The sequence below is a fragment of the Corynebacterium sp. LK2537 genome (genome assembly GCF_040946485.1).
GTDB lineage: Bacteria > Actinomycetota > Actinomycetes > Mycobacteriales > Mycobacteriaceae > Corynebacterium.
This window is the reverse complement of sequence record NZ_JAYWLQ010000001.1, coordinates 479539-505570: the sequence shown is the minus strand read 5'-3', so window position 1 is coordinate 505570 and position 26032 is coordinate 479539. Positions and strand designations below refer to the sequence as shown.

Here is a 26032-nt window from a genome sequence, read left to right as displayed (position 1 = left end):
AAAAATGGGCTCTAGGTAAAGATTTTACGCGCTGCCCAAAGACATTTGAGGAATTGCCTTACCACTTTAACAAATCACCTATTGCGCGATAGATTTCGGTATTTCTGGGCGTGGCTTTCCTTCCCCGGTGTGCCCCCGCTAGATTAGTGGCTATGGCTGACAAGAAAACGTGGCTGGACGGCCCGAGCATCCCTGGTGAGTATGATTCCGCCGAGGCGGTTTCCCGGTGGCCCGGGGAGCTACTGGGCCTGCCGAAAAGCGGCTCGGGCGCGCAGGCCTCGGTCATGCGCCGCGCGGGCGGGGTGCTGATCGACTGGGTCATTAGCATGGTCCTGGCCATCATCATCACCCAGTTCACCGACGCCCTCGGTGCGGCTGCCGCGCTGGGGTATGGCATCTGGATCATCCTGGGCATCGTCTGCGGCTGGCTTTTTGCCCGTACCCCCGGCATGGCGGCGCTGGGCATGGGCGTGGCCCGCGTCGACGCTCCTGGCACCCGCGTGGGCTTCTGGCGCGCGGCCGTGCGCACGCTGCTCACGGCCGTCTTCTTCCCGGCCGCCATGGTCGACGCCGACGGGCGCGGAATGCACGACCGCGGCACCGGCACCACGGTCATCATGGCTTAATTTCCAGCCCCGGCCCGCAAAAACAACGGCGCCCGCCTCCCAGCCCGAGAAAGTTTGGGGTAGGAGGCGGGCGCAGTTTTTATCTGGCGCGGGGACCTTATTTCTTCTTGCGGCCGGCGGCGCGGCGCATGCGGCGGTTCATGCCGGACATGTTGCGGGCCTGCTGGGGCATGGGGCCCTTGGGCACGCCCGGCATCTGGCCCGGCAGGGAATCCATGGCCTCGATGCGGCGGGCGTTGGCGTAGACCTCGTTCTTGTTGTAGTTACGCGGCAGGCGCATGATGTGGCTGCGCAGCTTGGCCAGCGGCACCTCGCCCTCGCCTTCACCGACGTAGACCTCGTAGACCGGCACGCCGGCGGCGAGCTTGTCGATGCGCTTTTTCAGCTGTCCCACGGTCGCGGCCAGGCGCTTCTTGTCGCCCTCGCAGACCAGCACGACGCCCGGGTTACCGATGACGCGGTGGACCAGGTCCTGGTGGCGGGTCACCGCGATGCCCTGCTCGACCTTCCAGACGATGCCGACAGTGTTGCGCAGCTGGTTCTCCAGCGCGTAGCCGGCCACGCCCTTCTGGTCTTCGACCTTTTTGTACATGTCGCGCTCGAGGCGGCGGGTGAAGATGAACATGGCCAGCAGCGCACCCAGCGCCAAGCCGATGGGCAGCATGAACCACTGCCCGTTGAAGAGCATGCCGATGAGGAAGAAGAGCAGGCCCAGGCCCAGGAAGGCCAGCAGCATCAGCGGGATAAGCGCCTTATCCTGCTTGCGCTGCATCTGGAACGCCTGCCACATCTGGCGGCGTGTCTGCTTGCCCTTTTCGCGCTTGGCTTTCTTCTCTGCCTTCTTAGCGGCCTTGAGATCGGCCTTAGTATTTCCCTGTGCCATGCCCTCTACTCTAAAGGGTTGTGCCCACAAACTGGAAACGGGGCCGCGCTTTCGCGCGGCCCCGCAACGGTTAGAAGTCAGCTAAAAGGTAGACAGGTGAGTACCTGGCGGTGGCTTAGCTCTTGACGCGAGCGGTCACCGGGGTCTCCTCGGACGGGCCGTACTTGTCCAGCAGCGTGGAGGCCTCCTGGGCGGTCGCGCCCTTCGAGGTCTCGGCCAGGTGGGACAGGTGGGCGGGCAGCTCGCGGCCGCGGGCCTCCATGGCCTGCACGTACAGGCGGCCGGCGCGGTAGGAGGAGCGGACCAGCGGGCCGGACATGACGCCGCCGAAGCCCAGGGACTTGGCCAGCTTCGAGTGGGAGACGAACTCCTCCGGGCGGACCCAGCGCTCGATGGGGTGGAAGCGCGGGCCGGGGCGCAGGTACTGCGTAATCGTGATGATGTCGCAGCCGGCCGAACGCAGGTCGCGCAGCGCCTCCTCGATCTCCTCGGCGGTCTCGCCCATGCCGAGGATGAGGTTGGACTTAGTGATCAGCCCGTAGTCGTGCGCCTGGCGGATGACATCCAAGGAGCGCTCGTAGCGGAAGGCCGGGCGGATGCGGCGGAAGATGCGCGGGACCGTCTCCAGGTTGTGGGCGAAGACCTCCGGCTCGGCCTCGAAGACCTCCTGCAACAGGTCCGGCTTGCCGGAGAAGTCCGGGGTGAGGTTTTCCACGCCGGTGTGCGGGTTCAGCTCGTGGATCTTGCGCACCACCTCGGCGTAGAGCCATGCGCCCTCGTCCGGCAGGTCGTCGCGGGTCACGCCGGTGATGGTGGTGTAGTTCAGGTCCATCTCCCGGATGTTCTCTGCCACGCGGCGCGGCTCGTCGGTATCCAGGGCGTCCGGCTTGCCGGTCTTGATATCGCAGAAATCGCAGCGGCGAGTGCAAGAGTCGCCGCCGATGAGGAAGGTGGCCTCGCGGGATTCCCAGCACTCATGAATGTTGGGGCAGCCGGCCTCCTGGCAGACCGTGTGCAGGGAGGCGCCGGCGACGCGGTTGCGCATATCTTCGTAGCCAGGGCCGGTGCGCACCTGGTTACGGATCCATCGGGGTTTCTGCTCGATCGGAGATTCCGCATTCTTTTTCTCGATGCGTAGCAGCTTCCGTCCTTCAGGCTTAATAGTCACGTTGTCTACCCTACGTTGTTGAGTTGGCGAAGTGGAAAATGTCCGGTCTTCCGGGGCATCCGGCACGCCGGGATGCCTCAGTCACAACCACTAAAGCGGTGTGATCATTCCTGGCCGGCGGCCGGGGTCGTTCGTTCGGGGGTGGCGGCCTGCTGCCGGGCGCGCCGGCGCGCCTCGTTGGCCAGCTTGGTCGGATCCGGCGCGGAACCGAAAGTGTGGTCGGCGACGACGAGGCGGCCCGAGAGGGCATCGTCAAGCGCGCTCAGCAGCGGCTCCGTGGCTTCCTCCAGGCCGACGTGGCGGCCGAGCTCGAGGGACAGGGTGGTCACGTCGGCGTCGTCGATGCCGCAGGCCACGATGTGCTCGTAAAACTCGAGCGTGTTGCAGCAGTTCAACGCCAGGCCGTGCATGGTCACCCCGCGGGTAATCCGGATGCCCAGCGCGGCGATCTTGCGGTCGCGGTGCGGGGCCTGCGGGTCCTTCGGCTGCGTGGTGGACGGCACCCAGACCCCGGAGCGGCCGTCGATGCGCCCGGCGGTGGTGACCCCCATCTGGCGCACGGTCTGGATGGTGGCTTCTTCCAGCCGGCGGACGTAGTCGACCACGTCGACGGGTTCGGCCAGGCGGATGATGGGGTAGACCACGAGCTGGCCTTCCCCGTGCCAGGTAATCCGGCCGCCGCGGTCGACGGTGATGACGGGCTGGCCGTTATCCGGCATGTCGGATTCCATGGTGCGCTTACCGGCCGTGTAGACGCTGGGGTGTTCGACCACCAGCACCGTGTCCCCGATATCGCCGCGGGCGCGTTGCTTGGCCAGGTCGGCCTGCAGGTCCCAGGCTTCCTGGTAGTCCATCCGGCCCAGGTGGCGGATGTCCAAAGGCGCGTTGTCGGCGCGAATGGAGCGGTCGGCGGGGAAGAAAGGATCGCGCGGTGCAGTCATAGATACCCATTGTAATTCGCTTGGCCCGGCAGTCCACGGGCGGCTGCCCAACTGGGTATACAAAAGCGCCCCCAGCAAGCGGTAACGCCACCGTGTAAATCCACAGGCGGGTTACCGGCCTTGCCGGGAGGCGGGCGCTGTACGGGGCCAGCGCGTCGGTTCTAGATGCCGTTGGCGGCGGCGTAGTCGGCGGCGGTCATCAGCTCGCCGGCCTCGGAGACCTCGACCTCGAAGAGCCAGCCTTCGCCGAAGGGATCGTTGTTGATGACGGAGTAGTCATCGTGCACGCCCTCGTTCACGGCGGTCACGGTGCCGGTGACCGGAGCAAACAGGTCGGAGACGGACTTGGTGGACTCGACCTCACCGCAGGAGTCGCCTGCGGTGATGGAGTCGCCGACGGCCGGCAGCTCGGCGAAGACGACCTCGCCCAGGCGCTCAGTGGCGACCGAGGTGATGCCCACGCGGACGGTCTTGCCCACGACGTCGTCCGGAGCGGCAGCCAGCCACTCGTGGTCCTCGGAGTAGGAGTAGTTATCAGGCAGGTTGGCCATGGGTAAAAGTCCTTTCTGAAAGGATCGGGCGTTATCGGGCTTTATTTTAGAACGGTTTTACTTGTCCCGCTTGTAAAACGGCAAGGCCGTTACGGTAAACGGGTAGCGCTTGCCGCGGATGTCGACCTCCACCTCGGCGCCGGGCTCGAGACCTGCGGAGGTATCCAGCAGCGCGAGGGCGACCGGGTGGCCCAGCGTCGGGGAGGGCTGGCCGGAGGTCACGGTGCCCACGTGGGTCTCGCCCACGTAGACCTCGGCGCCGGAGCGGGCCGCGCGGCGCTGGGAGGACTCCAGGCCGGTGATGACCTGCTGCGGGCCCTCAGCGGCGCGCGCACGCATGGTCTCCGCGCCCACGAAGTCCGCTTCCTTCTTGGCGAAGGCACGGGACATGCCGGCCTCGACCGGGGTGATGTCGCGGGAGAGCTCGTTGCCGTAGAGCGGCATGCCGGCCTCCAAGCGCAGGGAGTCGCGCGCGGCCAGGCCGCAGGGCTTGAGGCCGTATTCCTCGCCGGCGCACAGCAGCTCGTTCCACAGCTCCGGGGCGTCCGCGTTGTAGACGATGAGCTCGAAGCCGTCCTCACCGGTGTAGCCGGTGCGGGCGATGATGGCGAACTTGCGGGCCACCTTGCCCATGGTGGCGGCGTAGTAGCCCAGCTCGTAGACGGCGTCCTGCTTGTTGTCCTCGACCAGCGGGACGAGGATCTCGGCGGCCTTCGGGCCCTGGACGGCGATCATCGCCACGTCCTGGGACTCGTTCTTGAGCTGCACGTCGAAGCCTTCCGAGCGCTCCTGGAAGGCCTCCCAGACCACCTGGGTGTTGCCGGCGTTCGGCACCACCAGGAGCTTCTCCTCCTCGAAGCGGTAGGAGATGAGGTCATCGATGATCCCGCCGTCTTCGGCGGCGACCATGGAGTACTTGGCCTTGCCCACCTTGACGGTCTCCAGGTTGGAGATGAGCGCGTAGGTCAGGAACTTGGCCGCATCCGGGCCGGTGACCCAGATTTCGCCCATGTGCGACAGGTCGAACAGGCCGGCGGCCTCGCGCACGGCGCGGTGCTCGTCCAGCTCGTTGGCGTACTTCAGAGGCATGTTCCACGGCCCGAAGGCGGTGAAGCTGGCGCCGAGCTTTTCGTGCTCAGCGTGCAGCGGGGAATTGCGTAGATCGGACATTTAGCTCTCCTTTTCGTTGGTCATCTCGAAAGCCTCCGGCGGCGGGCAGGAGCAGACGAGGTTGCGGTCGCCGTAGGCTTCGTCCAGGCGGCGGACCGGGGCGAAGTACTTGCCGCGGCGCAGCGAGTCCACCGGCCAGGCGGCCTGCTCGCGGGTGAAGGCGTAGTCCCAGTCGTTGCTGGACACGGATAGCGCGGTGAATGGGGCGTGGGCGATGACGGAGTCGTCGTAGGCGACCTTGCCGTCGATGATCTCCTGGATCTCGGCGCGGATGGTGCGCATGGCCTCGATGAAGCGATCCAGCTCGCCCTTGTCCTCGGACTCGGTCGGCTCGACCATCAGGGTGCCGGCGACCGGGAAGGCCAGGGTGGGGGCGTGGAAGCCGAAGTCGATGAGGCGCTTGGCCACATCCGCGGCGGTCACGCCGGACTGGTCGGTCAGCTCGCGCAGGTCCAGGATGCACTCGTGCGCGACCAGGCCGGCGTTGCCGGTGTAGAGGATCGGGAAGGAATCGTGCAGCTCGTGGGCCAGGTAGTTCGCGCCCAAGATAGCGTGCGCGGAGGCCTGTTGCAGGCCCTGGGAACCAGCCATGGCGAGGTAGGCCCAGGAAATCGGCAGCACGCCGGCAGAGCCGTACTGGCTGGCCGTGATCGGCACGCCCTCGCCGACCGGGGCGGCCTCGGAGGCGTCGTGGGCCGGGTCGGCGGCGTTGGACGGCAGGAACGGGATCAGGTGCTCGGCCACGGCGACCGGGCCGATGCCCGGGCCGCCACCGCCGTGCGGGATGGTGAAGGTCTTGTGCAGGTTCAGGTGGCTGACGTCGCCGCCGAACTGTCCCGGCTGGGCCCAGCCAGTCAGCGCGTTCATGTTCGCGCCGTCGATGTAGACCTGGCCGCCGGCGGCGTGGATCTTGTCGCAGACCTCGCGGACCTCCGGGTCGAAGACGCCGTGGGTGGACGGGTAGGTGATCATGATGCCGGCGATGTGTTCGCCGTGCTGCTCGATCTTCTTGTCCAGATCGGCCAGGTCAATCGAGCCGTCGTCGGCGGTCTTGACCACGCTCACGCGCAGGTTGGCCAGGGTCGCGGAGGCGGCGTTGGTGCCGTGGGCAGACGCCGGAATCAGCACGACGTCGCGGCCGTTGTCGCCGTTGGCCACGTGGTAGCGCCGGATGGCCAGCAGGCCGGCCAGCTCGCCCTGCGAGCCCGCGTTCGGCTGGATGGAGACCTTGGCGTAGCCGGTGATCGCGGCCAGCCAGTCCTCGGTCTGGGCGATGAGCTCGCGCCAGCCGGCGGTGGTCTCCTCCGGGGCATACGGGTGGATACCCGCGAACTCAGGCCAGGAGATGGGCTCCATCGCAGCGGTCGGGTTCAACTTCATGGTGCACGAGCCCAGCGGGATCATGCTGCGGTCCAGTGCCAGGTCCTTGTCCGCCAGCTCGCGCAGGTAGCGCATCATCTGGGTCTCGGAGTGCAGGGAGTTGAAGATCTCATGCTCCAGGAAAGGGGTGGAGCGCTGGAGGGCTTCCGGCAGGGCAAAAGGCTCGGTGTCCGCGACCTCGCCGCCGAAGGCCTGCACGAGGCCTTCCACGTCGGCATCGGTAGCGGATTCGCCGAAGGAGACCGAGACCTTGTCGCTGCCGATGGCGCGGACCAGGTAGCCGGCCTCCTGCAGGGAGGACTTGATGGCGGCCGCGTCGACGCCGGTCACGGTGACGGTGTCGAAGAAGTCCTCGGCGGCCAGATCCAGGCCCTCGCCCTTGACGGCGGCGGCGAAGGTGGAGGCCAGGCCGTGCACGCGCTTGGCGATGGCCTTTAGGCCGTGCGGGCCGTGGTAGACCGCGTACATGGACGCGACGTTGGCCAGCAGCGCCTGGGCGGTGCAGATATTGGAGGTAGCGCGCTCGCGGCGGATGTGCTGCTCGCGGGTCTGCAGGGCCAGGCGGTAGGCCGGGCGGCCCTCGGCGTCCTTGGACACGCCCACGATGCGGCCGGGGATCTGGCGCTTGAGCTTGTCGGTGACGGAGATGAACGCCGCGTGCGGGCCGCCGAAGAACAGCGGCACGCCGAAGCGCTGGGAGCTACCAGTGACGATGTCGGCGCCCAGCTCGCCCGGGGCCTCCAGCAGCGTCAGGGAGAGCGGATCGCCGACCACGGCGGCCAGGGCACCGCGGGAGTGGGCCTCCTCGATGACCGCGCGCGGGTCGAAGATATCGCCCTCGGTGCCGGTGTAGGCCACGACCACGCCGACGATGTCCTCGCCGGCCAGGCCGTCAGTCAGGTCCGCGACGAGGACCTCGAGCTCGATGGCGCGGGCGCGCTCAGCGGCGACGTTGAGCACCTGCGGGTGGAGGCGCTCGTCTAGGACCACGCGGCGGCCCTTCTTGACCGCGCGGGACATCAGCCCGACCGCCTCGGCCACGGCGGAGGCCTCGTCCAGCAGGGAGGCGTTCGCAATCGGCAGGCCGGTCAGGTCCTGGATCATGGTCTGGAAGTTAAGGAGCGCTTCCAGGCGACCCTGCGAAATCTCCGGCTGGTACGGGGTATAAGCGGTGTACCACCCCGCGTCCTCTAAGAGGCCGCGGCGGATGACCGGCGGGGTGATGGTGTCGCTGTAGCCCTGACCGTAGAAGGACTTCAGCAGGTGGTTCTTGCCAGCCAGCTCGCGCAGGCGTTCCTGGGCGTCGTACTCGCTGAGCGGGGCCGGCAGGCCCGGCAGCTCCGGCCGCTCGTCGGCCCGAATCTTGGTCGGAATAGCGGCGTCGACCAAGTCTTCAACGGTGGAATAACCCACCGCCTCCAGCATCCTAGATTGTTCGGTGGCATCTGGCCCGAGGTGACGGGAGATGAATTCCATTAGCGTTACTCCTTGATTGGGTAGGCAAAACGGCCATACGGAACACCAGTATATTGTTCTGCGCCACACGCCCGGGTCGTTTTTACCCCCAACCCGAGCGCATTAATTACGCCCCGCTGCGGGGCGGGGGCGTCGGCCCCGCGTGCGGGGTTAGTGACATCTCCAACTGGGCCGAAAAACTGTGACCACATTCGGCCCGGGAGGGGGTTACGGGGGTAGTCGGGGAAAGACGAAGCCCCCGTCTCCTTTTCCTTAAAGTCATAGGAAAAGTCAACGGGGGCTCGGGCCGGCCCGGGAAGGCCGGCAGCTCAAGGCCGTGTCTTAGAGAGCCAGGTCGGACTCGAAGTCCGCGGTCTCCAGGCGGTCCTTGATGGTGGTGATGAAGCGACCAGCGTCAGCACCGTCAACCACCTGGTGGTCGTAGGTGAACGGCAGGTAGCACATCTGGCGGATGGCGATGGCGTCCTGGCCGTCGTCGTTGACCACTACCGGGCGCTTGGTGATGGCCGCGGTACCCAGGATGCCAGCCTGCGGCGGAACCAGGATCGGGGTGTCCAGCAGGGCGCCCTCGGAGCCGATGTTGGTCACGGTGAAGGTAGCACCGGTCAGGTCGTTCGGCTTCAGCTTGTTGTTGCGGGCCTTGTCAGCCAGCTCGGCGATGGCCTGGGCGATCTCCGGCAGGGTCTTGTCCTGCGCCTTGTGGATGACCGGGGTGAGCAGGCCGCGCGGGGTGTCCACGGCGATGGCCACGTTCACGTCCGCGTGGTAGGTCATCTCCTTGGTCTCCGGGTTGTAGGAGGCGTTGACGTTCGGGTGGGAAACCAGCGCCTCGACGGTGGCCTTCACGATGAACGGCAGGTAGGACAGGTTGGCGCCGTACTTGTCGATGAACGCCTGCTTGTTCTTCTTGCGCATGTCGGCTACCGCGGTGACGTCGACTTCCTGGACGTGGGTCAGCTGCGCGGAAATCTGCAGCGCCTCGACCATCTTGGAGGCGGTGATCTCGCGGATGCGGTTGACCTTCTGGGTGGTGCCGATGAGCTCTTGCTTCTCCGGATCCACGGACTTGGTGGACCAGTTGGCGCGCCCGCCGGACTTGCCGGAGGCAGCCTTGTCGGAGCCGGACTTCGGGGCCTCGCCCTCGCCGGCAGCGGCCAGCACGTCCTGCTTGCGGATGCGGCCGCCGACGCCGGTGCCTTCCACGGAGTTCAGGTCAACGCCGTGCTTGTCAGCCAGCTTGCGCACCAGCGGGGTCACGTACGGGACGTTGTCGCCGTTGTTGACCTTCGCGGAGGTGTTCTTAGCGGAGGACTCGTCCTTCTTCGGGGCCTCGTCCTTCTTCTCCTCCTTGGAGGAGGACTCCTCGGCCTTTTCTTCCTTCTTCGGCTCTTCTTCCTTTTCCTCTTCCTTGGCCTCAGTCTTGGAGTCGGAGTCAGAGTCGGAGTCGTCGGACTTGGCCGGGGCGGAGCCGTCGCCGATGCGGGCGATGACTTCGCCGACCTCGATGGTGTCGTCTTCGTCGGCCAGGATTTCCTGCAGGGTGCCGGCGACCGGGGACGGGATTTCGGTGTCGACCTTGTCGGTGGAGACCTCGAGCAGCGGCTCGTCGACCTCGACGGTGTCGCCGACGGATTTCAGCCACTGGGTGATGGTGCCCTCGGTGACGGACTCGCCCAGCTCCGGCATCTCAACGTCGGTGGCATCCCCGGAAGCGCCGGAATCCTTGGAGGAGGACTCCTCGGCCTTTTCTTCCTTCTTCGGCTCTTCTTCCTTCTCCTCTTCCTTGGCCTCAGCCTTGGAGTCGGAGTCAGAGTCGGAGTCGTCGGACTTGGCCGGGGCGGAGCCGTCGCCGATGCGGGCGATGACTTCGCCGACCTCGATGGTGTCGTCTTCGTCGGCCAGGATTTCCTGCAGGGTGCCGGCGACCGGGGACGGGATTTCGGTGTCGACCTTGTCGGTGGAGACCTCGAGCAGCGGCTCGTCGACCTCGACGGTGTCGCCGACGGACTTCAGCCACTGGGTGATGGTGCCCTCGGTGACGGACTCGCCCAGCTCCGGCATCTCAACGTCGGTGGCATCCCCGGAGCCGCCGGACTGCTTGTCGGAGGAGGACTCCTCGGACTTGGACTCTTCTTCCTTGGACTCAGCCTCAGCCTCGGCCTCGTCCTGCTCCGCCTCGGCGGAGTCGTCCTGGGACTCGCCGGAGTCCGCGGACTCGCCCTCGTCGCCGATGGTGGCGATGACCTCGCCGACCTCGATGGTGTCGTCCTCGTCGGCCTTAATCTCCAGGAGGGTACCCGCAACCGGGGAAGGGATTTCGGTATCGACCTTGTCGGTGGAGACCTCGAGCAACGGCTCGTCGACCTCGACGGTGTCGCCCACAGACTTGAGCCACTGAGTAATAGTGCCTTCAGTTACGGATTCGCCCAGTTCGGGCATCTCAACGGAGTGCGCCATGAGAATTAAGACTCCTCGAAAGTTGGAAATAACAAACCTTTTGTCAACAGCCTACCGGTTCGGTCAATTCGTCGCGCATTATCTCACCCCTAATCCGGTGTTTCGCCCCACAGGCTGACCAGACAAGGTGTGAGTTACCAGGAAACTGTCTACACCACTAGGATAGTGTGCCGTGTTCAACCCTTTCCGCCGACGTCGCTCGAAGTCCCCGCTGAAGCCGCCCCGCGCCCCCGGGGAAACCATCCGTGAGCAGGACGCACGCGACCTGCAGGACTGGGCGCGCCCCCGCGGCTGGGTCGAGGCCTTCGTGGAACCGGAGACCATCGTCAACGAAATGTCGGTGGTCGTCGTCGACGAGGGCGGCGACTTCATCCGGCGGCGCATCGGGGGCCCGAAGGGAATCGACGCCGTGGCGCGGCTGCTGGACTGCCCGGTCTACGACGTCGAGGAGACCGGTTACCCCGAGCGGATGCGCCGCAAAATGGAGCGCGACCGCATCCTGCGCAAGCGGGAAGAACAAAAAATTCGCCGCGCCCGGTTCGAGCGCGGCGAAAATCCGGATTCTTAAGGATTAATCCTCGGTGTCGTTGGTCTCTTCATTGGCCCCGGCGGGCTCCGGGGCATCGGTGCTGCCCGCGCCGGCGACCTGCTCCAGCACGGCGATGATGGTGCGGGTCGGCACGCCGGTGGCGCGCTTGGGGGTGTAGCCGCGGGCGCCGTCGCCGTTCCAGGCCGGGCCGGCGACGTCGATGTGGGCCCAGTCGATGCCCTCGCCGACGAAGTGCTCCAGGTAGGTGCCGGCGAACTGCATGCCGCCTTCGCGCTGGGCGTTGATGTTGCGGATGTCGGCGTTATCCGACTTCAGCGACTCGTTGTGCTCTTCCAGCAGCGGCACGGCCCAGGCGTTTTCGCCCACGCGGCGGCCGATGTTCGCGACCTCGTCGCGGAATTCCTCCGTGCCCATGACGCCGGCGGTGCGCTTGCCCAGCGCGACCATCTGGGCGCCGGTCAGGGTGGCGGTGTCGATGAGGTAGTCCGGCTTGTCCTCGCTGGCGCGCGCGATGGCGTCGGCCAGCACCAGGCGGCCCTCCGCGTCGGTGTTGAGGACCTCGGAGGTGGTGCCGCCGTAGTGGGTGATGACATCGCCCGGGCGGGTGGCGGAACCAGACGGCATGTTCTCAGCCAGCGGGATGGTCGCGGTGACCGCGACGTCCAGCTTGAGGTAGGCCGCGGCCAGGGTAGCGGCGGCCACGGCGGCCGAACCGCCCATGTCCATGATCATGTCCCACATGCCAGCGCCCGGCTTGAGAGAAATGCCGCCGGTGTCGAAGGTGATGCCCTTGCCGACCAGCGCGACGTGGCGCTTGGCCTTGGACGGCTTCCAGGAAAGGCGCACCAGCCGCGGCGGGCGGACCGAGCCCTGGCCCACGGACAGGATGCCGCCGAAGCCTTCCTTCTTCAGCTGCTTCTCGTCGAGCACCTCGACGCCCAGGCCGGCGGCGGTGGCGTGGGAGGACAGGATGTCCGCGTAGACGGACGGGTAGAGCTCGTTGGACGGGCAGTTGACCAAGTCGCGGGCGAAGACGGTGGCCTGGGCGATGGCGCGGGCTGCGTTGAACTCGTTCTTGGTAGCCGCGTCCTTCTTATCCTGCAGGAGGAAGGAGACGGTCGCCGGCTTCTTATCGGCCGGCAGCTTGTCGGAGCGCAGCCCCCGGTGCACGTAGCCGCCCAGGATGGTGCCCTCGACGGCAGCGGCCAGGCCGAACTCGTGCAGGGTATTGCCCACCTTGTTCAGGCCCTGGGCGGCGCGGGCGGCGCAGCCGGCGGCTCGGCGCAGGGTCTCATCATCCAACTGTTCGGCCTCGCCGAGGCCGACCGCCACGATGGAGTCGGTGCCGACTTCCTCCGGGGCCGGGATGCGGTGGACCGAACCGGCCTTGCCGGTGGCGCCGACGGCCAGCAGCTGGTCGAGGACGGTGCGCAGGGCGTCGCCGTCAAGCGCTGCGGAGGCCGGGACCTCCACGCCGTCGTCGCTGGCGAAAATGCCGATGATAAGGGCCTGTGCCTTCTCCGGAAGCTTCTTGGCGAGCTTCACGGCCGGGACTACGCCGGCGCCCGGGATCTCGATTGGGGACTTCTTCTTAGCCACGGTTGTCATCCTCCTGTTGTAAGCAGTCAATGGTGTACCTAATTTCAGGTTATGGCCCCACTGTAGCGGCCGGCGACCCAGGCCGGGGAAGGTTTGCCCCATCGTTTTCCTATCAGGTGGGACAGAAAGTGGGGGAGTGGGGTCCTCACCCGCGGGCAGGGACGCAGCACACGCGACGGATGGCGGGCGGCCGCAAAATTCGGTAATAAAACCGGTTGGGTGACCGAAAGGCGGAGTAGAGTGTGGACATGACTTTGCTTGATTACACCGTAACCCGTACCGACCAGCCGACCAGTCCGGAAAAGATTGCCGAGATCCTCGACAACCCGGGGTTCGGCCGTTACTTCACCGACCACATGGTCACCATCGACTGGAACGAGGAAGAAGGCTGGCACGACGCCCAGGTGCGCCCCTTCGGCCCCCTGGAGATGTCGCCGGCCTCCAACGTCTTCCACTACGGCCAGGCCATCTTCGAGGGCATCAAGGCCTACCGCCAGCCGGATGGCACCGTGGCCACCTTCCGCCCGGAGCAGAACGCCGAGCGCATGATCCACTCCGCCGAGCGCTTGGCGATGCCGCCGCTGCCCGCCGAGGAATTCACCAACTCCCTGGCCCAGTTGGTCGCCGTCGATAAGGACTGGGTTCCGGCCGCCGGCGGGGAAGACTCGCTCTACCTGCGCCCGTTCATGATCTCCACGGAGGTCTCCCTGGGCGTTCACCCGGCCAAGTCCTACCGCTATATCGTCATCGCCTCCCCGGCCGGGGCCTATTTCACCGGCGGCGTGAAGCCGGTTTCGGTCTGGCTGTCTACCGACTACGTCCGCGCCGCCCCCGGCGGCACCGGTGCGGCGAAGTTCGCCGGCAACTACGCGGGCTCGCTGTTGGCCCAGGCCCAGGCCGATGAGAAGGGCTGCGACCAAGTCGTCTGGCTGGACGCGCTGGAGCGCAAGTACATCGAGGAGATGGGCGGGATGAACCTGATGTTCGTCTACGGCAGCGGCGACGACGCCAAGATCGTCACCCCGGCGCTGTCGGGCTCCCTGCTGCCCGGCATCACCCGTGATTCCCTGCTGCAGGTCGCCCGCGACGCCGGCTACGAGGTCGAGGAGCGCCGCATCTCCGCCGAGGAGTGGCACCAGGACGTCGACAGTGGCGAGATGACCGAGTCCTTCGCTTGTGGTACCGCCGCCGTTATCACCCCGGTCGGCCGCGTGCTGGGCAAGGACCTGGACTTCACCATCAACGGCAACGAGCCGGGCGAGGTCACCATGGCGCTGCGCAAGCAGCTCACCGACATCCAGCGCGGCAGCCAGCCCGACACCCACGGGTGGCTGCACACGCTGGTCTAGTCGCCCAGTGCCGTGGAGACAAGCTCCACGGCTGAATTGATAAGCGGCAGGGCAGACAGGGCCCCGAGGCCCTGGCCCGCCGCGACCGCCAGATCCAGCCAGGGCTCGTGCCCGAGATCGGCCACGGCCCGGTCAAAGGCCGGGGTGGCGGTGGAGGTCGCGACGAAGACCCACTCCTGGGTGCCGGGGCGCAGGCGCTCGGCTAGCATGGCCGCGGCCGCGCCGAAGGAGCCGTCGATGAGCACCGGAGTGCGGCGCGCGGCCGACTGCGCGATGAAGGCGACCTCCGCTGCAAACGCCGGCGAACCCAGCACGCGGATAAGCTCGGCCGGCTCGTCGGCGAGCCCGCGGCTGCGGAACATCGCGTCGCGTACGACGGTGACCTGTTGTTTCCACCGCTCCGTCGGGACCTGGGCGCCGCGCGGGACGATCGCCACCGGCTCGGTGCCGGTCACGCGGCCCACAATTGCCGCGGCTACGGTGCTGTTGCCGACGCCGATATCGGCCGGGATCACCAAGTCGTCGCCCTCGTCCGCGCTGGCGTCGGCGGCCTTGATACCGATGTCGAAGGCCTGGGCGGTCAGCTCGGCGTCCATCGCGTCGGCGCTATCAATCGGGGCGGAGGTGCCTGCTTGGATTAGCCGCACGCGGGCAGCGGCGCGCTGGGCCAAAAGCTCAATCGGCCCGGTGTGCGCGGACAGCTGCTCGACCGCGTCGTGGGTGTGGTCAGCTGGCCACTGCGAGACCGGCGCGTCCGCGCTGGCGATGCCGTTGTCGCCGGCGAAGACCACGACCCGCGGTCGGGCCACCGGCTGGGGCAGGACGCGCTGCAGGCAGCCGGCCAGCCAGACCACCGGCAGGGACATCCGCCCCAGGGCGGCGGACTGCGGATTCAGGGCAATCTTGGCCGCGAGCTCGCGCTTTTCAGCCGCGCCGATGCCGGCCGCGCTATCCGCCTGCAACTCCACCATGACTAGGCCAGAGCCTCGCCCGGCTTGACCCGCGGGCGCGGCACGCGCCACTTACGCGGCTGGGTAGCCCGCCCCACCGCGTAGCTGCCCAGGCTGAAGCCGGTAGCGGTGGTGCCGGGGAACTTCATCCGCACCGCGTTGTTGACGCGGCGGCCGTGCAGGATAGCCAGGACAGCGAAGAGCAGGATGAAGACCATGCCCACGGCGGATACCGCCGGGGAGATGCTCGGGACAAACGTGCCGACGAACATGAACAACAGCAGGGCGAGGGCACCGGGCATCGTGAAGCGCAGCGGGCTGTTGGCGACATCGACGACATCGCGGGCATAAGCCCGCTCCTTGCCGCGGTCGCGGGCCGGCAGGTAGCGTTCGTCGCCGGCGGCCATGCGCTCCTGGGTCTCGCGGTTGCGCTTGCGCTGCTCCTCGCGCTCCTTGGCCTTGTAGTCCTTCCATTCTTCCTTGGACATGGACTTCTTCAGCTCTTTGCGGTTCTGGTGCGCCTGCGCAGTAGACATGCGGTGCGGATCGCGGATAACGCCCTTGGCGATCTCCTGCTCCGCGCGCTTCGGCGTCGGCCGGCCCTTCGGCGGGGTGTAGCCCTTCGGGTAGCTCTTAGCCTCCTGGGCGGCCGAGTCCTTGCCGGCGTGCGCGGCCGACTGGTCGGCGGTGTCCGCTGCAGCGGCGTCCTGATTGTCTTTTTGCCACGGTAGTTTCACAACACCCAAGGTTACAAGGTTGCTTGTCCAAAGTGGAATAAGGCCCGCGCCCGTGCGGTTGAAGATGAATACAAGCCATAATCCCACCGCCTGGCACGTCAGCCTTTCTTGACGGTAGTGAGGCGAGTAGGGTGGTGGGGAGCACTAAATCCGACGCAACGTCGAACAATCAAGTCGAACAAGGAGTATTTATGACCGCCCCAGCATCTGCTACTGGCGTCATCCTGACTGAGGCCGCCGCCGCTAAGGCGAAGGCTCTGCTCGATCAGGAAGGCCGCGACGATTTGTCCCTGCGTATTGCTGTCCAGCCGGGCGGCTGCGCCGGCCTGCGCTACCAGCTGTACTTCGATGACCGCACCCTGGATGGCGACAAGGTCGACCAGGTCGGCGGCGTTAACCTCGTCGTGGACAAGATGTCCGTGCCGTACCTGACTGGCGCCAAGATCGACTTCGCCGACACCATCGAGCAGCAGGGCTTCACTATCGACAACCCGAACGCCGGCGGTTCCTGCGCCTGCGGTGATTCCTTCAACTAAATAGCCGTTGGTGGCGAGCCAAACAGTTCGCCGCAACGCATAAAAGCTTTGGGCTCGGCCCTCCTTCCGTAGGAGGGGCCGAGCCCAAAGCTTTAGGTTTCTTTAGCGGCGGACCTTAGTCGGCGTTAGAGCTTGACCGGGTAGTCGCGCTGTTCGATCTGCGGATCGATGCGGTCTTCGACGAAGATGCCGTGCCAGATCATGAACGACAGCACGGTCCACAGGCGGCGGGAGTGGTCGCTGACCCCGTCGCGGTGCTCCTTGAGCATCTCTAGGACGGCCTTCTTGTTGAAGATGTCCTCGGTCTGCGAGGCGTTGATCTGATCCTGGGCCCAACCGTAGAGCTCGTCGCCGGCCAGCCAGTGGCGCATAGGCACCGGGAAGCCCAGCTTCTTGCGGTGCAGCACGTGCGGCGGCACGATCTGCTCCAGCGCCTTGCGCAGCGCGTACTTGGTGGTCCCGTGGGCGATCTTCAGATCGTGCGGGATGGTCTCGGCGACCTTGAAGACCTCCTTGTCCAGGAAGGGCACGCGCAGCTCCAGGGAGTTGGCCATGTTCATCTTGTCCGCCTTGACCAGGATGTCGCCGCGCATCCAGGTAAACAGGTCCAGGTGCTGCATCCGGGCGACCGGATCGAAGTCCTGGGACTGGGCGTAGATCGGGGCGGTGACCTCCCGGTGGTCCCACTCGCGGCGAGCCCACGGCAGGACGCGCTGGAGCTGCTCGAAGTTAAAGGAGCGGGCGTTGCCGTAGTAGCGCTCCTCCATGGTCATCGAGCCGCGGTTGAGCAGGGACTTGCCCTTCATGCCCTCCGGCAGGACGCGGGAGAGCTGGCCCAGCCCGCGGCGCAGGGGAGAGGGGATCTTCTCAAACGGTGCGAGGGAGAGCGGTTCCTTATATATGGTGTAGCCGCCGAAGAGCTCGTCGGCGCCCTCACCGGAGAGCACCACCTTGACGTGCTTGCGGGCCTCCTGGGCCACGAAGTACAGCGGGACCAGCGAGGGGTCTGCGACCGGGTTGTCCAGGTACCACATGATCTTCGGCACGGCGTCGGCGTACTCCTCCGGGGAGACGATCTTGACGATGTGCTCGACGCCGATGGCCTCGGCGGACTCGGCTGCGACGTCGACCTCGGAGTAGCCCTCGCGCTCAAAGCCGGTGGTGAAGGTGAGCAGGTTCTCGTTGTGGCGCTTGGCCAGGGCGGCGATCGCCGTGGAGTCGATGCCGCCGGAGAGGAAGGAACCGACCGTGACGTCCGCGCGCATGTGCTTTTCGACGGAATCCTCCAGGGCGCGGGCGATGCGGTCGAACAGCTGCTGCTCGTCGCCCTTGGCGACCTTTTGCACCGGGAAGGTGGGGCGGAAGTAGCGGTCAGAGACGACCTCGCCGCCCGGCTTCAGGGTCACGGTGCAGCCGGATTCGACGCGGCGGATATTGGCGTGCAGGGACTCCGGCTCCGGCACGTACTGCAGGTCGACGTAGTGCTCGATGGCGCGCTTATCAAGGCTCAGGTCTAGACCGATGGTCTCGGCCATCGCCAGGATGGACTTCATTTCGGAAGCGAAGACGGTGCCCGCCTCGGTGGTGGCGTAGTACAGCGGCTTGATGCCGAACTGGTCCCGGGCGGCGAACATGGTCTTGGTCTGGGTGTCCCAGATGACGATGCCGAACATGCCGCGCAGGTGGTTGACCACGTCCGCGCCCCAGTGGTGGTAGCCGACGACGATGGGCTCGCCGTCGCCTTCCGTATTAAACGTGTAGCCGGCGGCCTGTAGCTCCTCGCGCAGCTCCAGGTAGTTGTAGATCTCGCCGTTGAAGGTCAGGGCGTAGCGGTCCGGGGCATCGGCCGGGCCCCAGCGCAGCGGCTGGTGGGAGTGCTCCAGGTCGATGATGGACAGGCGGTTGAACCCGAAGACGGCGTCGTCGTCGTGCCAGGTTCCGGCCGCGTCTGGACCGCGGTGGCGCATACAGGGCAGTCCGTCCTCAACGGCTTGGACGTAGTCCGTGGCGTTGTGATTCGCGGCTAGCAAACTCAAAAGTCCGCACATACGGGTCTCGCTCCTTGCAAAGAAAGTTTCTGAACAACTTGGCATTTTACGGGTCGCGGCCCGCAGATAGCTATTGGCGCTCCGAGGTAGCGGCTGCCGGCTGGCTGTGGGCGGCCTGTGGACGGTGGCTGGCCGCGCCGCCCGGCGGGGTAGAGGGAAAGCTTCCACCTTTAGGGGCGAACTTTCGGATGATAGCCCGCCCGCGCGTCTGTGAATTGGGTAACAGGCGAGAAATCGCAGTTAAAGGGCATAATCCACGGCAGAGGCCGATGACCATGTAACATAATCGGCCGTTACGGTCGCGGGCCAAGGGGTCCGTGCGACTGTTCTTGGGATTCGGCTAAGAAATGCGAGCTGGATCCACTATCCTAAACAGATAGGAATGCTCTGAGAGCGTTTAAGAAGTTTGTGTGGACAGAAAGGCAGAACACACGTGGGACAGCGTAATAAGCGCAACCTAGCCCGAAAGGCTGGTCTGGCGGGCGCACTGGCACTGGGTGGCAGTGCTCTCGCAGCCTGTGATGTGCAGGCTCCCGAGGCTGTAAACAAGGTCCTGGGATTCGGCTGGCCGCGGGGCATTACCCCGGAGGCAGAAGCAATGTACAACTTCTGGATCTGGGTCTGGGTTGCTGCGTGGACTATCGGTATCATCATGTGGGGCCTGTTCCTGGTGGCCATCTTCCGGTGGAGCGCCAAGCGGGCCAAGAAGCAGGGTAAGGGCGAGTTCCCGAAGCAGCTGCAGTACAACGTCCCGCTGGAGTTGGTGCTGACGGTTGTCCCGATCATCATCATTACGGCCCTGTTCTTCTTCACGGTTCAGACCCAGCAGAAGGTCACCGCCCTAGATAAGGACCCGAAGGTGACCGTGGACGTGACCGCTTACCAGTGGAACTGGAAGTTCGGCTACGCCGCCGTTGACGGCGAGCTGGCTGGCGGCCAGGACTACGACGGCACCGACGAGGAAAGCAACCGTCTGGCGGAAGAGTCCGCTATCGACCCGGAGGGCACCGAGAACGCTAACCCGATTCACGGCAAGTCCAAGGGCGACATCTCCTACCTGAACTTCAACGAGATTGAGACCGTCGGTACCACCGAAGAGGTTCCGGTTCTGGTCCTGCCGACCAACACCGCGATTGAGTTCCGCCTGGCCTCCGGCGACGTGTCGCATGGTTTCTGGATTCCGGAATTCCTGTTCAAGCGCGACGTGTACGCACACCCGGAGAACAACCAGCAGGAGCGCGCTTTCCAGGTGGAGAGCATCGATAAGGAAGGCGCCTTCGTTGGCCGTTGTGCTGAGATGTGCGGTACCTACCACGCGATGATGAACTTCGAGCTGCGTGCCGTTTCCCCGGAGAAGTTCGAGGAGTACATGCAGTACCGCATGGACAACCCGGACGCTCCGAACTCTGAGGCCCTGGCGCACATCGGTGAAGCTCCGTATGCCACCTCGACCCAGCCGTTCAACTCGCAGCGCGACACCCAGGATGGCGACAACTACGTTGACGCCAACGACAAGGCACAGGCATAAGGAGATATTGAACCATGCGTGTAGGTGCAAAAGTCTTTTACGGGATCTTCACATACCTGTTGATCTCCGAAATCGTCTACATCTTCGCCGTCAACTTCGTTAAGGACGACGGCTACCGCCACGGCCCCGAGTGGGCAGGCATGGTCGCCATGGCCCTCGCGGCCCTGCTGGCCCTGATGCTCGCGGTCTACATCCAGTTCACCGATGCCCGCTCCGACGTCCTCCCGGAGGACTGGGAAGAGGCGGAGACCGAGGATTCCGCCGGCATCCTGGGCTTCTTCTCCCCGAGCTCCATCTGGCCGTTCATGATGACCATGGCCATCGCAGTCCTGGGTCTGGGCATCATCTTCATGTACTACTGGATGATCGTTCTGGGCGCCATCATGCTGGTGTGGGCTACCACCAAGCTCTCGCTGCAGTACGGCCTGCCGAAGGAAAAGCACTAGCTTTCAACTGCGCGCCGTAATCGCCCCGCAGCTTCTTAGACGACAAGGCCCCGGGCCTTCCTGAAAAGGGAGGTTCGGGGCCTTCGTCGTATCCAGTTCCAAAAAGTTCCCGCAGTATCCGAAAAACTTTCCCGAGCCGGCGAAAAGCCTGGGATTTGCCGTCGATACCGCGGGGCGGGTGGGGCCTATCAACCGGTTGACGGCGTTAAAACCCCTTGTTATAGCGATTTTCAGCTGGGGGTAATACGAAAGTTGCAAGCCTGCGGTTTTGCCGCCCGGGAAACGTGAATTATCTCTCATCCGCATTTCGGCGAAAATGGTTGCAAGCCGCGCGGGTATCCATCTCGCGAAATATTGGTCGCCTCTAAGCCTGTGGGGGCGGCGGGGAATAAGGGTGGTGACCTGCGGGGATGGCGAGTTTTTGGAAAGTAGTGGCCGGCGAACATGGGGCGGTTAGGCAGGATTGCGGCCGGATTCTGTGTTTTTGCTGACGAAGCCCGGAAAAATTCATAGCGAAAGCGGGGGGAACTAGATGAATTCGGGTCGAGAAACGGCCATACTAATAGGCGTGACGAGCGCAGTTTCTAATCAAGGTATGGCAGCACCACGTGTTGCCGCGCTGAACCGACCCAATATGGTCAGCGTGGGCACCATCGTGTTCCTGTCGCAGGAGTTAATGTTCTTCGCCGGACTGTTCGCGATGTGGTTCACATCCCGAGCTAACGGTCAGGAAGGCGATTGGGCGGAGCACACCGCCCACATCAACGTGCCTATGGGCTTCCTCATTACGGGCGTCCTGGTGCTTTCCTCCGTGACCTCGCAGTTCGGTGTCTTCGCCGCAGAAAGGGGTGACGTATTCAAGCTTCGGCTCTGGTACTCGGTGACCATCCTCCTGGGCGTTTTGTTCCTGGGCATTATGGCCTTCGAGTGGTACGAGCTGATTCACCACGGTGTTACCGTCCAGGCGAGCGTGTTCGGTTCGGTCTTCTACATTCTGACCGGCTTCCACGCGGCCCACGTGACCGGTGGCCTGTTGAGCTTCGTGGTGATTTTGCTTCGCATTGCTAAGTCCAAGTTCACGCCGGCCCAGGCAACCGCTGCAATGGCGGTGTCTTACTACTGGCACTTTGTGGACGTCGTGTGGATCGGCGTTTTCGTCGTTATCTACCTCGTCCAGTAGGCCGTAGATAGCCGAGTCATCTCGGTCTACAGCCATTCATTTCCGGACACCAGTAACACAAAAGGAAAATGATGGATACCAATCCCAACAACAACGCTTCACCGGTGGGGGAGACCACCCCGGCGGCTGCGGCGAAGAAGACTCGCCGCCGGCGCAAGATGAAGCGCACCCTCGCGGGCGCTTTCGCGCTGACCGTCGGTCTGACGGGTGCTGGCGTTCTGGCCACCGCCCTGACGCCGGACGCTCAGGTCGCCACCGCCCAGAAGGATGACCAAGCCCTGATCCAGGAAGGCAAGGACATCTACGATGTCGCTTGTATCACCTGCCACGGTGCCAACCTGCAGGGCGTCGAGAAGCGCGGCCCGTCGCTCATCGGCGTCGGTGCCGGCTCGGTCTACTTCCAGGTTCACTCCGGCCGTATGCCGATGATGTCTAACGATGCCCAGGCGGAGCGCAAGACCCCGCGCTACACCGAGCAGCAGACCCTGGCCCTGGCTGCCTACGTTGCGGCCAACGGTGGGGGACCGGACATCGTCTACAAAGAAGACGGCACGATTGCTATGGAGTCCCTGCGCGGCGCCAACTACAACGGCCAGATTCAGGCCGAGGACGTCGCCAAGGGTTCTGAGCTGTTCCGCATGAACTGCGCTTCCTGCCACAACTTCACCGGCCAGGGTGGCGCACTGTCCTCCGGTAAGTACGCACCGGCCCTGGATCCCGCCAACGAGCAGGAGATCTACCAGGCCATGCTGACCGGCCCGCAGAACATGCCGAAGTTCTCCGATCGCCAGCTGACCGCTGACGAGAAGAAGGACATCATCGCCTACATCAAGTCTGCTAACGAGACCCCGTCTCCGGCAGGCTGGGACCTGGGCGGTCTCGGCCCGGTCTCTGAAGGCCTGGCAATGTGGATTATCGGCATCACCGCGCTGTGCGCGGCCGCTATGTGGATGGGATCGCGCTCATGAGCAACGTAAATCACAACTACACCGACGCTCAGCTGAAGGGCATGAGCAACGACGAGCTCGCTGCCCTCGGTACTGAGCTGGACGACGTCACCGTCGCTTTCCGTAAGGAACGCTTCCCGGTTGAGGGTGACCCGGCTGAGAAGCGCGCGGCCACCGGCATTGGTATCTGGCTGACGATTTCCATCATCTCGGCCATCGCCTTTTTGGGCGTGTACCTGTTCTGGCCGTGGCAGTTCAAGACCCTGGGTGAAGACGGCCTCATCTGGCACACTCTCTACACCCCGCTGCTGGGTCTGTTCTCCGGTCTGGCAATCATCTGCCTGGGCGTCGCTATTATTCAGTACGTCAAGAAGATCATTCCGGAAGAGATTTCGGTCCAGCGTCGCCACGACGGTCCTTCCGACGAGGTTGACCGCCGCACCCTGACCGCCCTGCTGAACGACTCGTGGAAGACCTCCACCCTGGGTCGCCGCAAGACCCTGATGGGCCTGCTCGGCGGCGCCGGCGTCCTCTTCGGCCTGTCGGTCATCGCCCCGCTGGGCGGCGCCATCAAGAACCCGTGGAAGGTTCGTCACGAGATGAACTACATGGGTGACGGCACCCTGTGGACCTCGGGTTGGACCCTGCACGAGAAGGGCGTCAAGCTCTACCTCGCTCGTGACACCAGCACCATCGCTGAGATGCACGAGGGTGAGTCCGGCAGCCACTACACCACGAAGGGCCTGGCGCGCCTGGTCCGCGTCCGTCCGGAGGACCTGGCTGCCGGCGGTATGGAGACCGTGTTCCCGTTGGCTGAGTCCGACGTCAACGACGGCGACCTGTACGATCCGCAGAAGGATGTCTACGAAAACCACATGCACTCGATCCACGGCAACCGCAACGCGGTCATGCTGATTCGCCTGCGCCACGCAGACGCACAGCGCGCCATCGAGCGCAAGGGTCAGGAAGACTTCCACCACGGTGACTACTACGCCTTCTCCAAGATTTGTACTCACATCGGTTGCCCGACCTCGCTGTACGAGGCTCAGACCAACCGAATCCTGTGCCCGTGCCACCAGTCGCAGTTCGACGCCCTGGAGTACGGCAAGCCGGTCTTCGGCCCGGCCGCCCGTGCTCTGCCGCAGCTGCCGATCACCGTGGACGAAGACGGCTACCTCGTCGCGCAGGGTAACTTCATTGAGCCTGTCGGCCCGGCATTCTGGGAGCGTAAGTCATAATGAGCAATAAACTCGCTGAAATCGGTAACAACATTGATTCGCGGTACACTGCCTCCGGCATGATCCGCACTCAGATCAACAAGGTCTTCCCGACCCACTGGTCCTTCATGCTGGGCGAAATGGCGCTGTACAGCTTCATCATCCTGCTGCTGACCGGTATTTACCTGGCGCTGTTCTTCGACCCGTCGATCAGCAAGGTCATCTACGACGGCGCCTACACCCCGCTCAACGGCGTGGAGATGTCGCGTGCTTACGCGACGGCCCTGGACCTGTCCTTCGAGGTACGCGGCGGCCTCTTCGTCCGCCAGATGCACCACTGGGCAGCCCTGATGTTCATGATGTCCATGGTCGCGCACATGCTGCGCATCTTCTTCACCGGTGCGTTCCGCCGCCCGCGTGAGGCAAACTGGATCATCGGCTGCGCGCTGATTCTGCTGGGCATGGTCGAGGGCTTCCTCGGCTACTCCCTGCCGGACGACCTGCTCTCCGGCGTTGGTCTGCGCATTATGTCCGCCATCATCCTGGGCCTGCCGATCATCGGTACCTGGTTGCACTGGGCCATCTTCGACGGCGACTTCCCGTCCGACCTGATGCTGGATCGTTTCTACATCCTGCACGTCCTGGTCATCCCGGGCATCATCCTGGGCCTGATTGCCGCCCACCTCATCCTGGTCTGGTACCAGAAGCACACCCAGTTCCCGGGGCCGGGCCGCGCCGAGAACAACGTCGTTGGCGTCCGCATCATGCCGGTCTTCGCCACCAAGGCGATTGGCATGGGCCTGATGGTTGCCGGCGTCCTGGCTCTGATGTCTGGTCTGCTGACCATTAACGCCATCTGGAACCTGGGGCCGTACAACCCGTCGCAGGTCTCCGCTGGTTCCCAGCCGGATATCTACATGCTGTGGACTGACGGTGTCGCTCGTATTATGCCGGCCTGGGAGCTCTACCTGGGCAGCTACACCATCCCGAGCGCCTTCTGGGTAGCCCTGCTCTGTGGCCTGATGGTCGTCCTGCTGTTCGCCTACCCGTTCATCGAGAAGAAGATGACCGGCGACGACGCCCACCACAACCTGCTGCAGCGTCCGCGCGACGTTCCGGTCCGCTCCGGCATCGGTGCCATGGCCATCACCTTCTTCCTGCTGGTGACCATGTCCGGTGGTAACGACCACGTCGCTCACTTCTTCCAGATCTCGCTGAACGCGATGACCTGGCTGGGCCGTATCGGCCTGCTGGTCCTGCCGCCGCTGGCTTACGTCATCACCTACAAGATTTGCGTGAGCCTGCAGCGCTCCGACCGCGAGGTCTTGGAGCACGGCATCGAGACCGGTGTCATCAAGCAGCTGCCGAACGGTGCCTTCATCGAGGTTCACCAGCCGCTGGGCCCGGTCGACGAGCACGGCCACGCCGTCCCGCTCAAGTACGCCGGCGCCAAGGTCCCGAAGCAGCTCAACGAGCTGGGCCTGGCCGACGCCGAGACCCAGGGCATCTTCTCCTCCGACGAAGAGGGTGTGGTCAAGCGTGTGCACCAGCACCACGCTGACAACGCCGCCGAGGAAGCGGAGATGTTCCGCCGCCTCAACGAGGCCAACCGTCGCGACGACGAGGAGAACGGCCGCTACTAACAGCTGGCCATCCTTTAACTAGCGCTCACGAAGCCCGCCGCTCCCACTGGGAGTCCGGCGGGCTTTTGTTATGCCACCGGCTAACGATGCCCCCGCGCCCGCAGCCCCCACGGAGTCAACAGTCCTCCCGATGCGCACGGTGCCCACGGGCGCCACTGTGCCCGTCTTGGGCGCCGGGGGAGCGGCCAGCGGCCGCGGGGCCCGCTGCTGCGGCGTATCACGCACTGTGGCAGCCCCACCGCCGTCTCTCTTGCGCCAGGAGCGCGTGGGCTCGGTAGGGCTCGTATACGCCTTCCTATATAGATCCGTATATAGAAGAATGGTCGCGCGGTGGTGGAGTGGTGGGCGGCGGGGTAGAGGCGGCGCAGGGGAGCGCAGTAGCTACTGGGCTGTCTCCTTTTATATTGGAGACTTTGGGGAGCCGTGGTGCCGGAGTGAACGGTGAGGCGCGGTATTGCACCTTCGGTGGGCCGGTTTTGGGCCTGGGGAGGCCCTCTAAGGGGCCTAAAATTCGGAAAAATTCGCCGAAATTTGGGTGTGTGATTAAGCTAACAATTAAAAAGTGTCCTGATCGCCTTCATGTGGTCGGGAAGAACTTGCTGAGAATTGGGGGTGTTGCGTGATTTTGGTGTTGCCGCTGGTCATGGTAT

The 26032-nt window shown here is 64.8% G+C and carries 21 protein-coding genes; 10 read left to right on the top strand and 11 right to left on the bottom strand.

Annotation, left to right across the window (positions count from 1 at the left end):
• Positions 1-152 precede the first annotated feature (152 nt).
• Positions 153-626 (top strand): RDD family protein, encoded by a 474-nt coding sequence (locus VVS03_RS02380; RefSeq protein ID WP_368518995.1) that lies wholly within the window; start codon positions 153-155, stop codon positions 624-626.
• 97 nt (positions 627-723) lie between these two features.
• On the opposite strand, the gene VVS03_RS02375 is transcribed toward VVS03_RS02380, so the two are convergent.
• The 7 genes from VVS03_RS02375 to sucB form a co-directional block, all read right to left on the bottom strand.
• Positions 724-1509 carry a DUF4191 domain-containing protein gene (locus VVS03_RS02375; RefSeq protein ID WP_368533838.1) on the bottom strand — a complete coding sequence of 262 codons (786 nt, stop codon included), beginning with the start codon at positions 1507-1509 and terminating at the stop codon, positions 724-726.
• 115 nt (positions 1510-1624) lie between these two features.
• The gene (lipA, locus tag VVS03_RS02370; protein ID WP_290222535.1) at positions 1625-2677 is read right to left on the bottom strand and encodes a lipoyl synthase; all 1053 of its coding nucleotides are present in this window, start codon (positions 2675-2677) and stop codon (positions 1625-1627) included.
• A 104-nt stretch (positions 2678-2781) separates the two neighbouring features.
• Positions 2782-3618 carry a lipoyl(octanoyl) transferase LipB gene (gene lipB, locus VVS03_RS02365; RefSeq protein WP_368518997.1) on the bottom strand — a complete coding sequence of 279 codons (837 nt, stop codon included), beginning with the start codon at positions 3616-3618 and terminating at the stop codon, positions 2782-2784.
• 161 nt (positions 3619-3779) lie between these two features.
• Positions 3780-4169, bottom strand: a complete 390-nt coding sequence (gene gcvH, locus VVS03_RS02360; RefSeq protein WP_290222530.1) for a glycine cleavage system protein GcvH — start codon at positions 4167-4169, stop codon at positions 3780-3782.
• Between the two features lie 57 nt (positions 4170-4226).
• Positions 4227-5339: a glycine cleavage system aminomethyltransferase GcvT gene (gcvT, locus tag VVS03_RS02355; RefSeq protein WP_368533839.1), complete on the bottom strand. Its 1113-nt coding sequence runs from the start codon at positions 5337-5339 to the stop codon at positions 4227-4229.
• Entirely contained in the window at positions 5340-8195 is a 2856-nt protein-coding gene (gene gcvP, locus VVS03_RS02350; protein ID WP_368521463.1) for an aminomethyl-transferring glycine dehydrogenase, read from the bottom strand.
• Positions 8196-8516: 321 nt separating this feature from the next.
• Positions 8517-10652, bottom strand: coding sequence for a 2-oxoglutarate dehydrogenase, E2 component, dihydrolipoamide succinyltransferase (gene sucB, locus VVS03_RS02345; RefSeq protein ID WP_368521464.1), 2136 nt, complete (start codon positions 10650-10652; stop codon positions 8517-8519).
• A gap of 172 nt (positions 10653-10824) precedes the next feature.
• On the opposite strand from sucB, the gene VVS03_RS02340 reads away from it, so the two are divergent.
• Positions 10825-11220, top strand: a complete 396-nt coding sequence (locus VVS03_RS02340) for an oxidoreductase (RefSeq protein ID WP_290222522.1) — start codon at positions 10825-10827, stop codon at positions 11218-11220.
• Between the two features lie 3 nt (positions 11221-11223).
• Here the strand turns inward: VVS03_RS02340 and VVS03_RS02335 are convergent, their stop codons facing one another.
• Positions 11224-12810 carry a leucyl aminopeptidase gene (locus tag VVS03_RS02335; protein WP_409338339.1) on the bottom strand — a complete coding sequence of 529 codons (1587 nt, stop codon included), beginning with the start codon at positions 12808-12810 and terminating at the stop codon, positions 11224-11226.
• Between the two features lie 239 nt (positions 12811-13049).
• Here VVS03_RS02335 and VVS03_RS02330 point away from each other — a divergent pair, with 239 nt between their 5' ends.
• On the top strand, positions 13050-14150 hold the full coding sequence (locus tag VVS03_RS02330; protein ID WP_368519002.1) for a branched-chain amino acid aminotransferase: 1101 nt from the start codon (positions 13050-13052) through the stop codon (positions 14148-14150).
• On the opposite strand, the gene VVS03_RS02325 is transcribed toward VVS03_RS02330, so the two are convergent.
• Both VVS03_RS02325 and VVS03_RS02320 read right to left on the bottom strand, forming a co-directional pair.
• Positions 14147-15121, bottom strand: a complete 975-nt coding sequence (locus VVS03_RS02325; protein WP_368521466.1) for a nicotinate-nucleotide--dimethylbenzimidazole phosphoribosyltransferase — start codon at positions 15119-15121, stop codon at positions 14147-14149. The two genes, VVS03_RS02330 and VVS03_RS02325, sit on opposite strands and share 4 nt — an antisense overlap.
• Positions 15122-15123: 2 nt before the next feature.
• Positions 15124-15837 (bottom strand): DUF3043 domain-containing protein, encoded by a 714-nt coding sequence (locus VVS03_RS02320; protein WP_368519004.1) that lies wholly within the window; start codon positions 15835-15837, stop codon positions 15124-15126.
• 191 nt (positions 15838-16028) lie between these two features.
• Here VVS03_RS02320 and VVS03_RS02315 point away from each other — a divergent pair, with 191 nt between their 5' ends.
• On the top strand, positions 16029-16373 hold the full coding sequence (locus VVS03_RS02315) for an iron-sulfur cluster assembly accessory protein (RefSeq protein WP_070769617.1): 345 nt from the start codon (positions 16029-16031) through the stop codon (positions 16371-16373).
• A 125-nt stretch (positions 16374-16498) separates the two neighbouring features.
• On the opposite strand, the gene asnB is transcribed toward VVS03_RS02315, so the two are convergent.
• Entirely contained in the window at positions 16499-18421 is a 1923-nt protein-coding gene (gene asnB / locus VVS03_RS02310; protein ID WP_368519005.1) for an asparagine synthase (glutamine-hydrolyzing), read from the bottom strand.
• Between the two features lie 433 nt (positions 18422-18854).
• On the opposite strand from asnB, the gene VVS03_RS02305 reads away from it, so the two are divergent.
• From VVS03_RS02305 to VVS03_RS02280, 6 genes are all read left to right on the top strand, one after another.
• Positions 18855-19949 carry a cytochrome c oxidase subunit II gene (locus VVS03_RS02305; protein WP_368519006.1) on the top strand — a complete coding sequence of 365 codons (1095 nt, stop codon included), beginning with the start codon at positions 18855-18857 and terminating at the stop codon, positions 19947-19949.
• Between the two features lie 14 nt (positions 19950-19963).
• Positions 19964-20395, top strand: a complete 432-nt coding sequence (locus VVS03_RS02300; RefSeq protein WP_368519007.1) for a cytochrome c oxidase subunit 4 — start codon at positions 19964-19966, stop codon at positions 20393-20395.
• A 595-nt stretch (positions 20396-20990) separates the two neighbouring features.
• Positions 20991-21575 carry a heme-copper oxidase subunit III gene (locus tag VVS03_RS02295; protein WP_210400109.1) on the top strand — a complete coding sequence of 195 codons (585 nt, stop codon included), beginning with the start codon at positions 20991-20993 and terminating at the stop codon, positions 21573-21575.
• Positions 21576-21643: 68 nt separating this feature from the next.
• Entirely contained in the window at positions 21644-22543 is a 900-nt protein-coding gene (locus VVS03_RS02290; protein WP_368519008.1) for a c-type cytochrome, read from the top strand.
• On the top strand, positions 22540-23760 hold the full coding sequence (locus VVS03_RS02285; protein WP_368519009.1) for a ubiquinol-cytochrome c reductase iron-sulfur subunit: 1221 nt from the start codon (positions 22540-22542) through the stop codon (positions 23758-23760). Before VVS03_RS02290 ends, VVS03_RS02285 begins: the two co-directional genes overlap by 4 nt.
• On the top strand, positions 23760-25382 hold the full coding sequence (locus tag VVS03_RS02280; RefSeq protein ID WP_368519010.1) for a cytochrome bc complex cytochrome b subunit: 1623 nt from the start codon (positions 23760-23762) through the stop codon (positions 25380-25382). The genes VVS03_RS02285 and VVS03_RS02280 overlap by 1 nt, the downstream gene beginning before the upstream one ends.
• Positions 25383-26032 lie beyond the last annotated feature (650 nt).

Bases quoted from the DNA above. Each gene is read 5' to 3' on its own strand.
- VVS03_RS02300 (WP_368519007.1), top strand. From the start codon at position 19,964: ATGCGTGTAGGTGCAAAAGTCTTTTACGGGATCTTCACATACCTGTTG.
- VVS03_RS02295 (WP_210400109.1), top strand. From the start codon at position 20,991: ATGGCAGCACCACGTGTTGCCGCGCTGAACCGACCCAATATGGTCAGC.
- VVS03_RS02280 (WP_368519010.1), top strand. From the start codon at position 23,760: ATGAGCAATAAACTCGCTGAAATCGGTAACAACATTGATTCGCGGTAC.
- VVS03_RS02315 (WP_070769617.1), top strand. From the start codon at position 16,029: ATGACCGCCCCAGCATCTGCTACTGGCGTCATCCTGACTGAGGCCGCC.
- VVS03_RS02325 (WP_368521466.1), bottom strand. From the start codon at position 15,121: ATGGTGGAGTTGCAGGCGGATAGCGCGGCCGGCATCGGCGCGGCTGAA.
- gcvP (WP_368521463.1), bottom strand. From the start codon at position 8,195: ATGGAATTCATCTCCCGTCACCTCGGGCCAGATGCCACCGAACAATCT.
- VVS03_RS02335 (WP_409338339.1), bottom strand. From the start codon at position 12,810: ATGACAACCGTGGCTAAGAAGAAGTCCCCAATCGAGATCCCGGGCGCC.
- asnB (WP_368519005.1), bottom strand. From the start codon at position 18,421: ATGTGCGGACTTTTGAGTTTGCTAGCCGCGAATCACAACGCCACGGAC.
- gcvH (WP_290222530.1), bottom strand. From the start codon at position 4,169: ATGGCCAACCTGCCTGATAACTACTCCTACTCCGAGGACCACGAGTGG.
- VVS03_RS02380 (WP_368518995.1), top strand. From the start codon at position 153: ATGGCTGACAAGAAAACGTGGCTGGACGGCCCGAGCATCCCTGGTGAG.
- VVS03_RS02330 (WP_368519002.1), top strand. From the start codon at position 13,050: ATGACTTTGCTTGATTACACCGTAACCCGTACCGACCAGCCGACCAGT.
- VVS03_RS02290 (WP_368519008.1), top strand. From the start codon at position 21,644: ATGATGGATACCAATCCCAACAACAACGCTTCACCGGTGGGGGAGACC.
- VVS03_RS02375 (WP_368533838.1), bottom strand. From the start codon at position 1,509: ATGGCACAGGGAAATACTAAGGCCGATCTCAAGGCCGCTAAGAAGGCA.
- lipB (WP_368518997.1), bottom strand. From the start codon at position 3,618: ATGACTGCACCGCGCGATCCTTTCTTCCCCGCCGACCGCTCCATTCGC.
- gcvT (WP_368533839.1), bottom strand. From the start codon at position 5,339: ATGTCCGATCTACGCAATTCCCCGCTGCACGCTGAGCACGAAAAGCTC.
- sucB (WP_368521464.1), bottom strand. From the start codon at position 10,652: ATGGCGCACTCCGTTGAGATGCCCGAACTGGGCGAATCCGTAACTGAA.
- VVS03_RS02285 (WP_368519009.1), top strand. From the start codon at position 22,540: ATGAGCAACGTAAATCACAACTACACCGACGCTCAGCTGAAGGGCATG.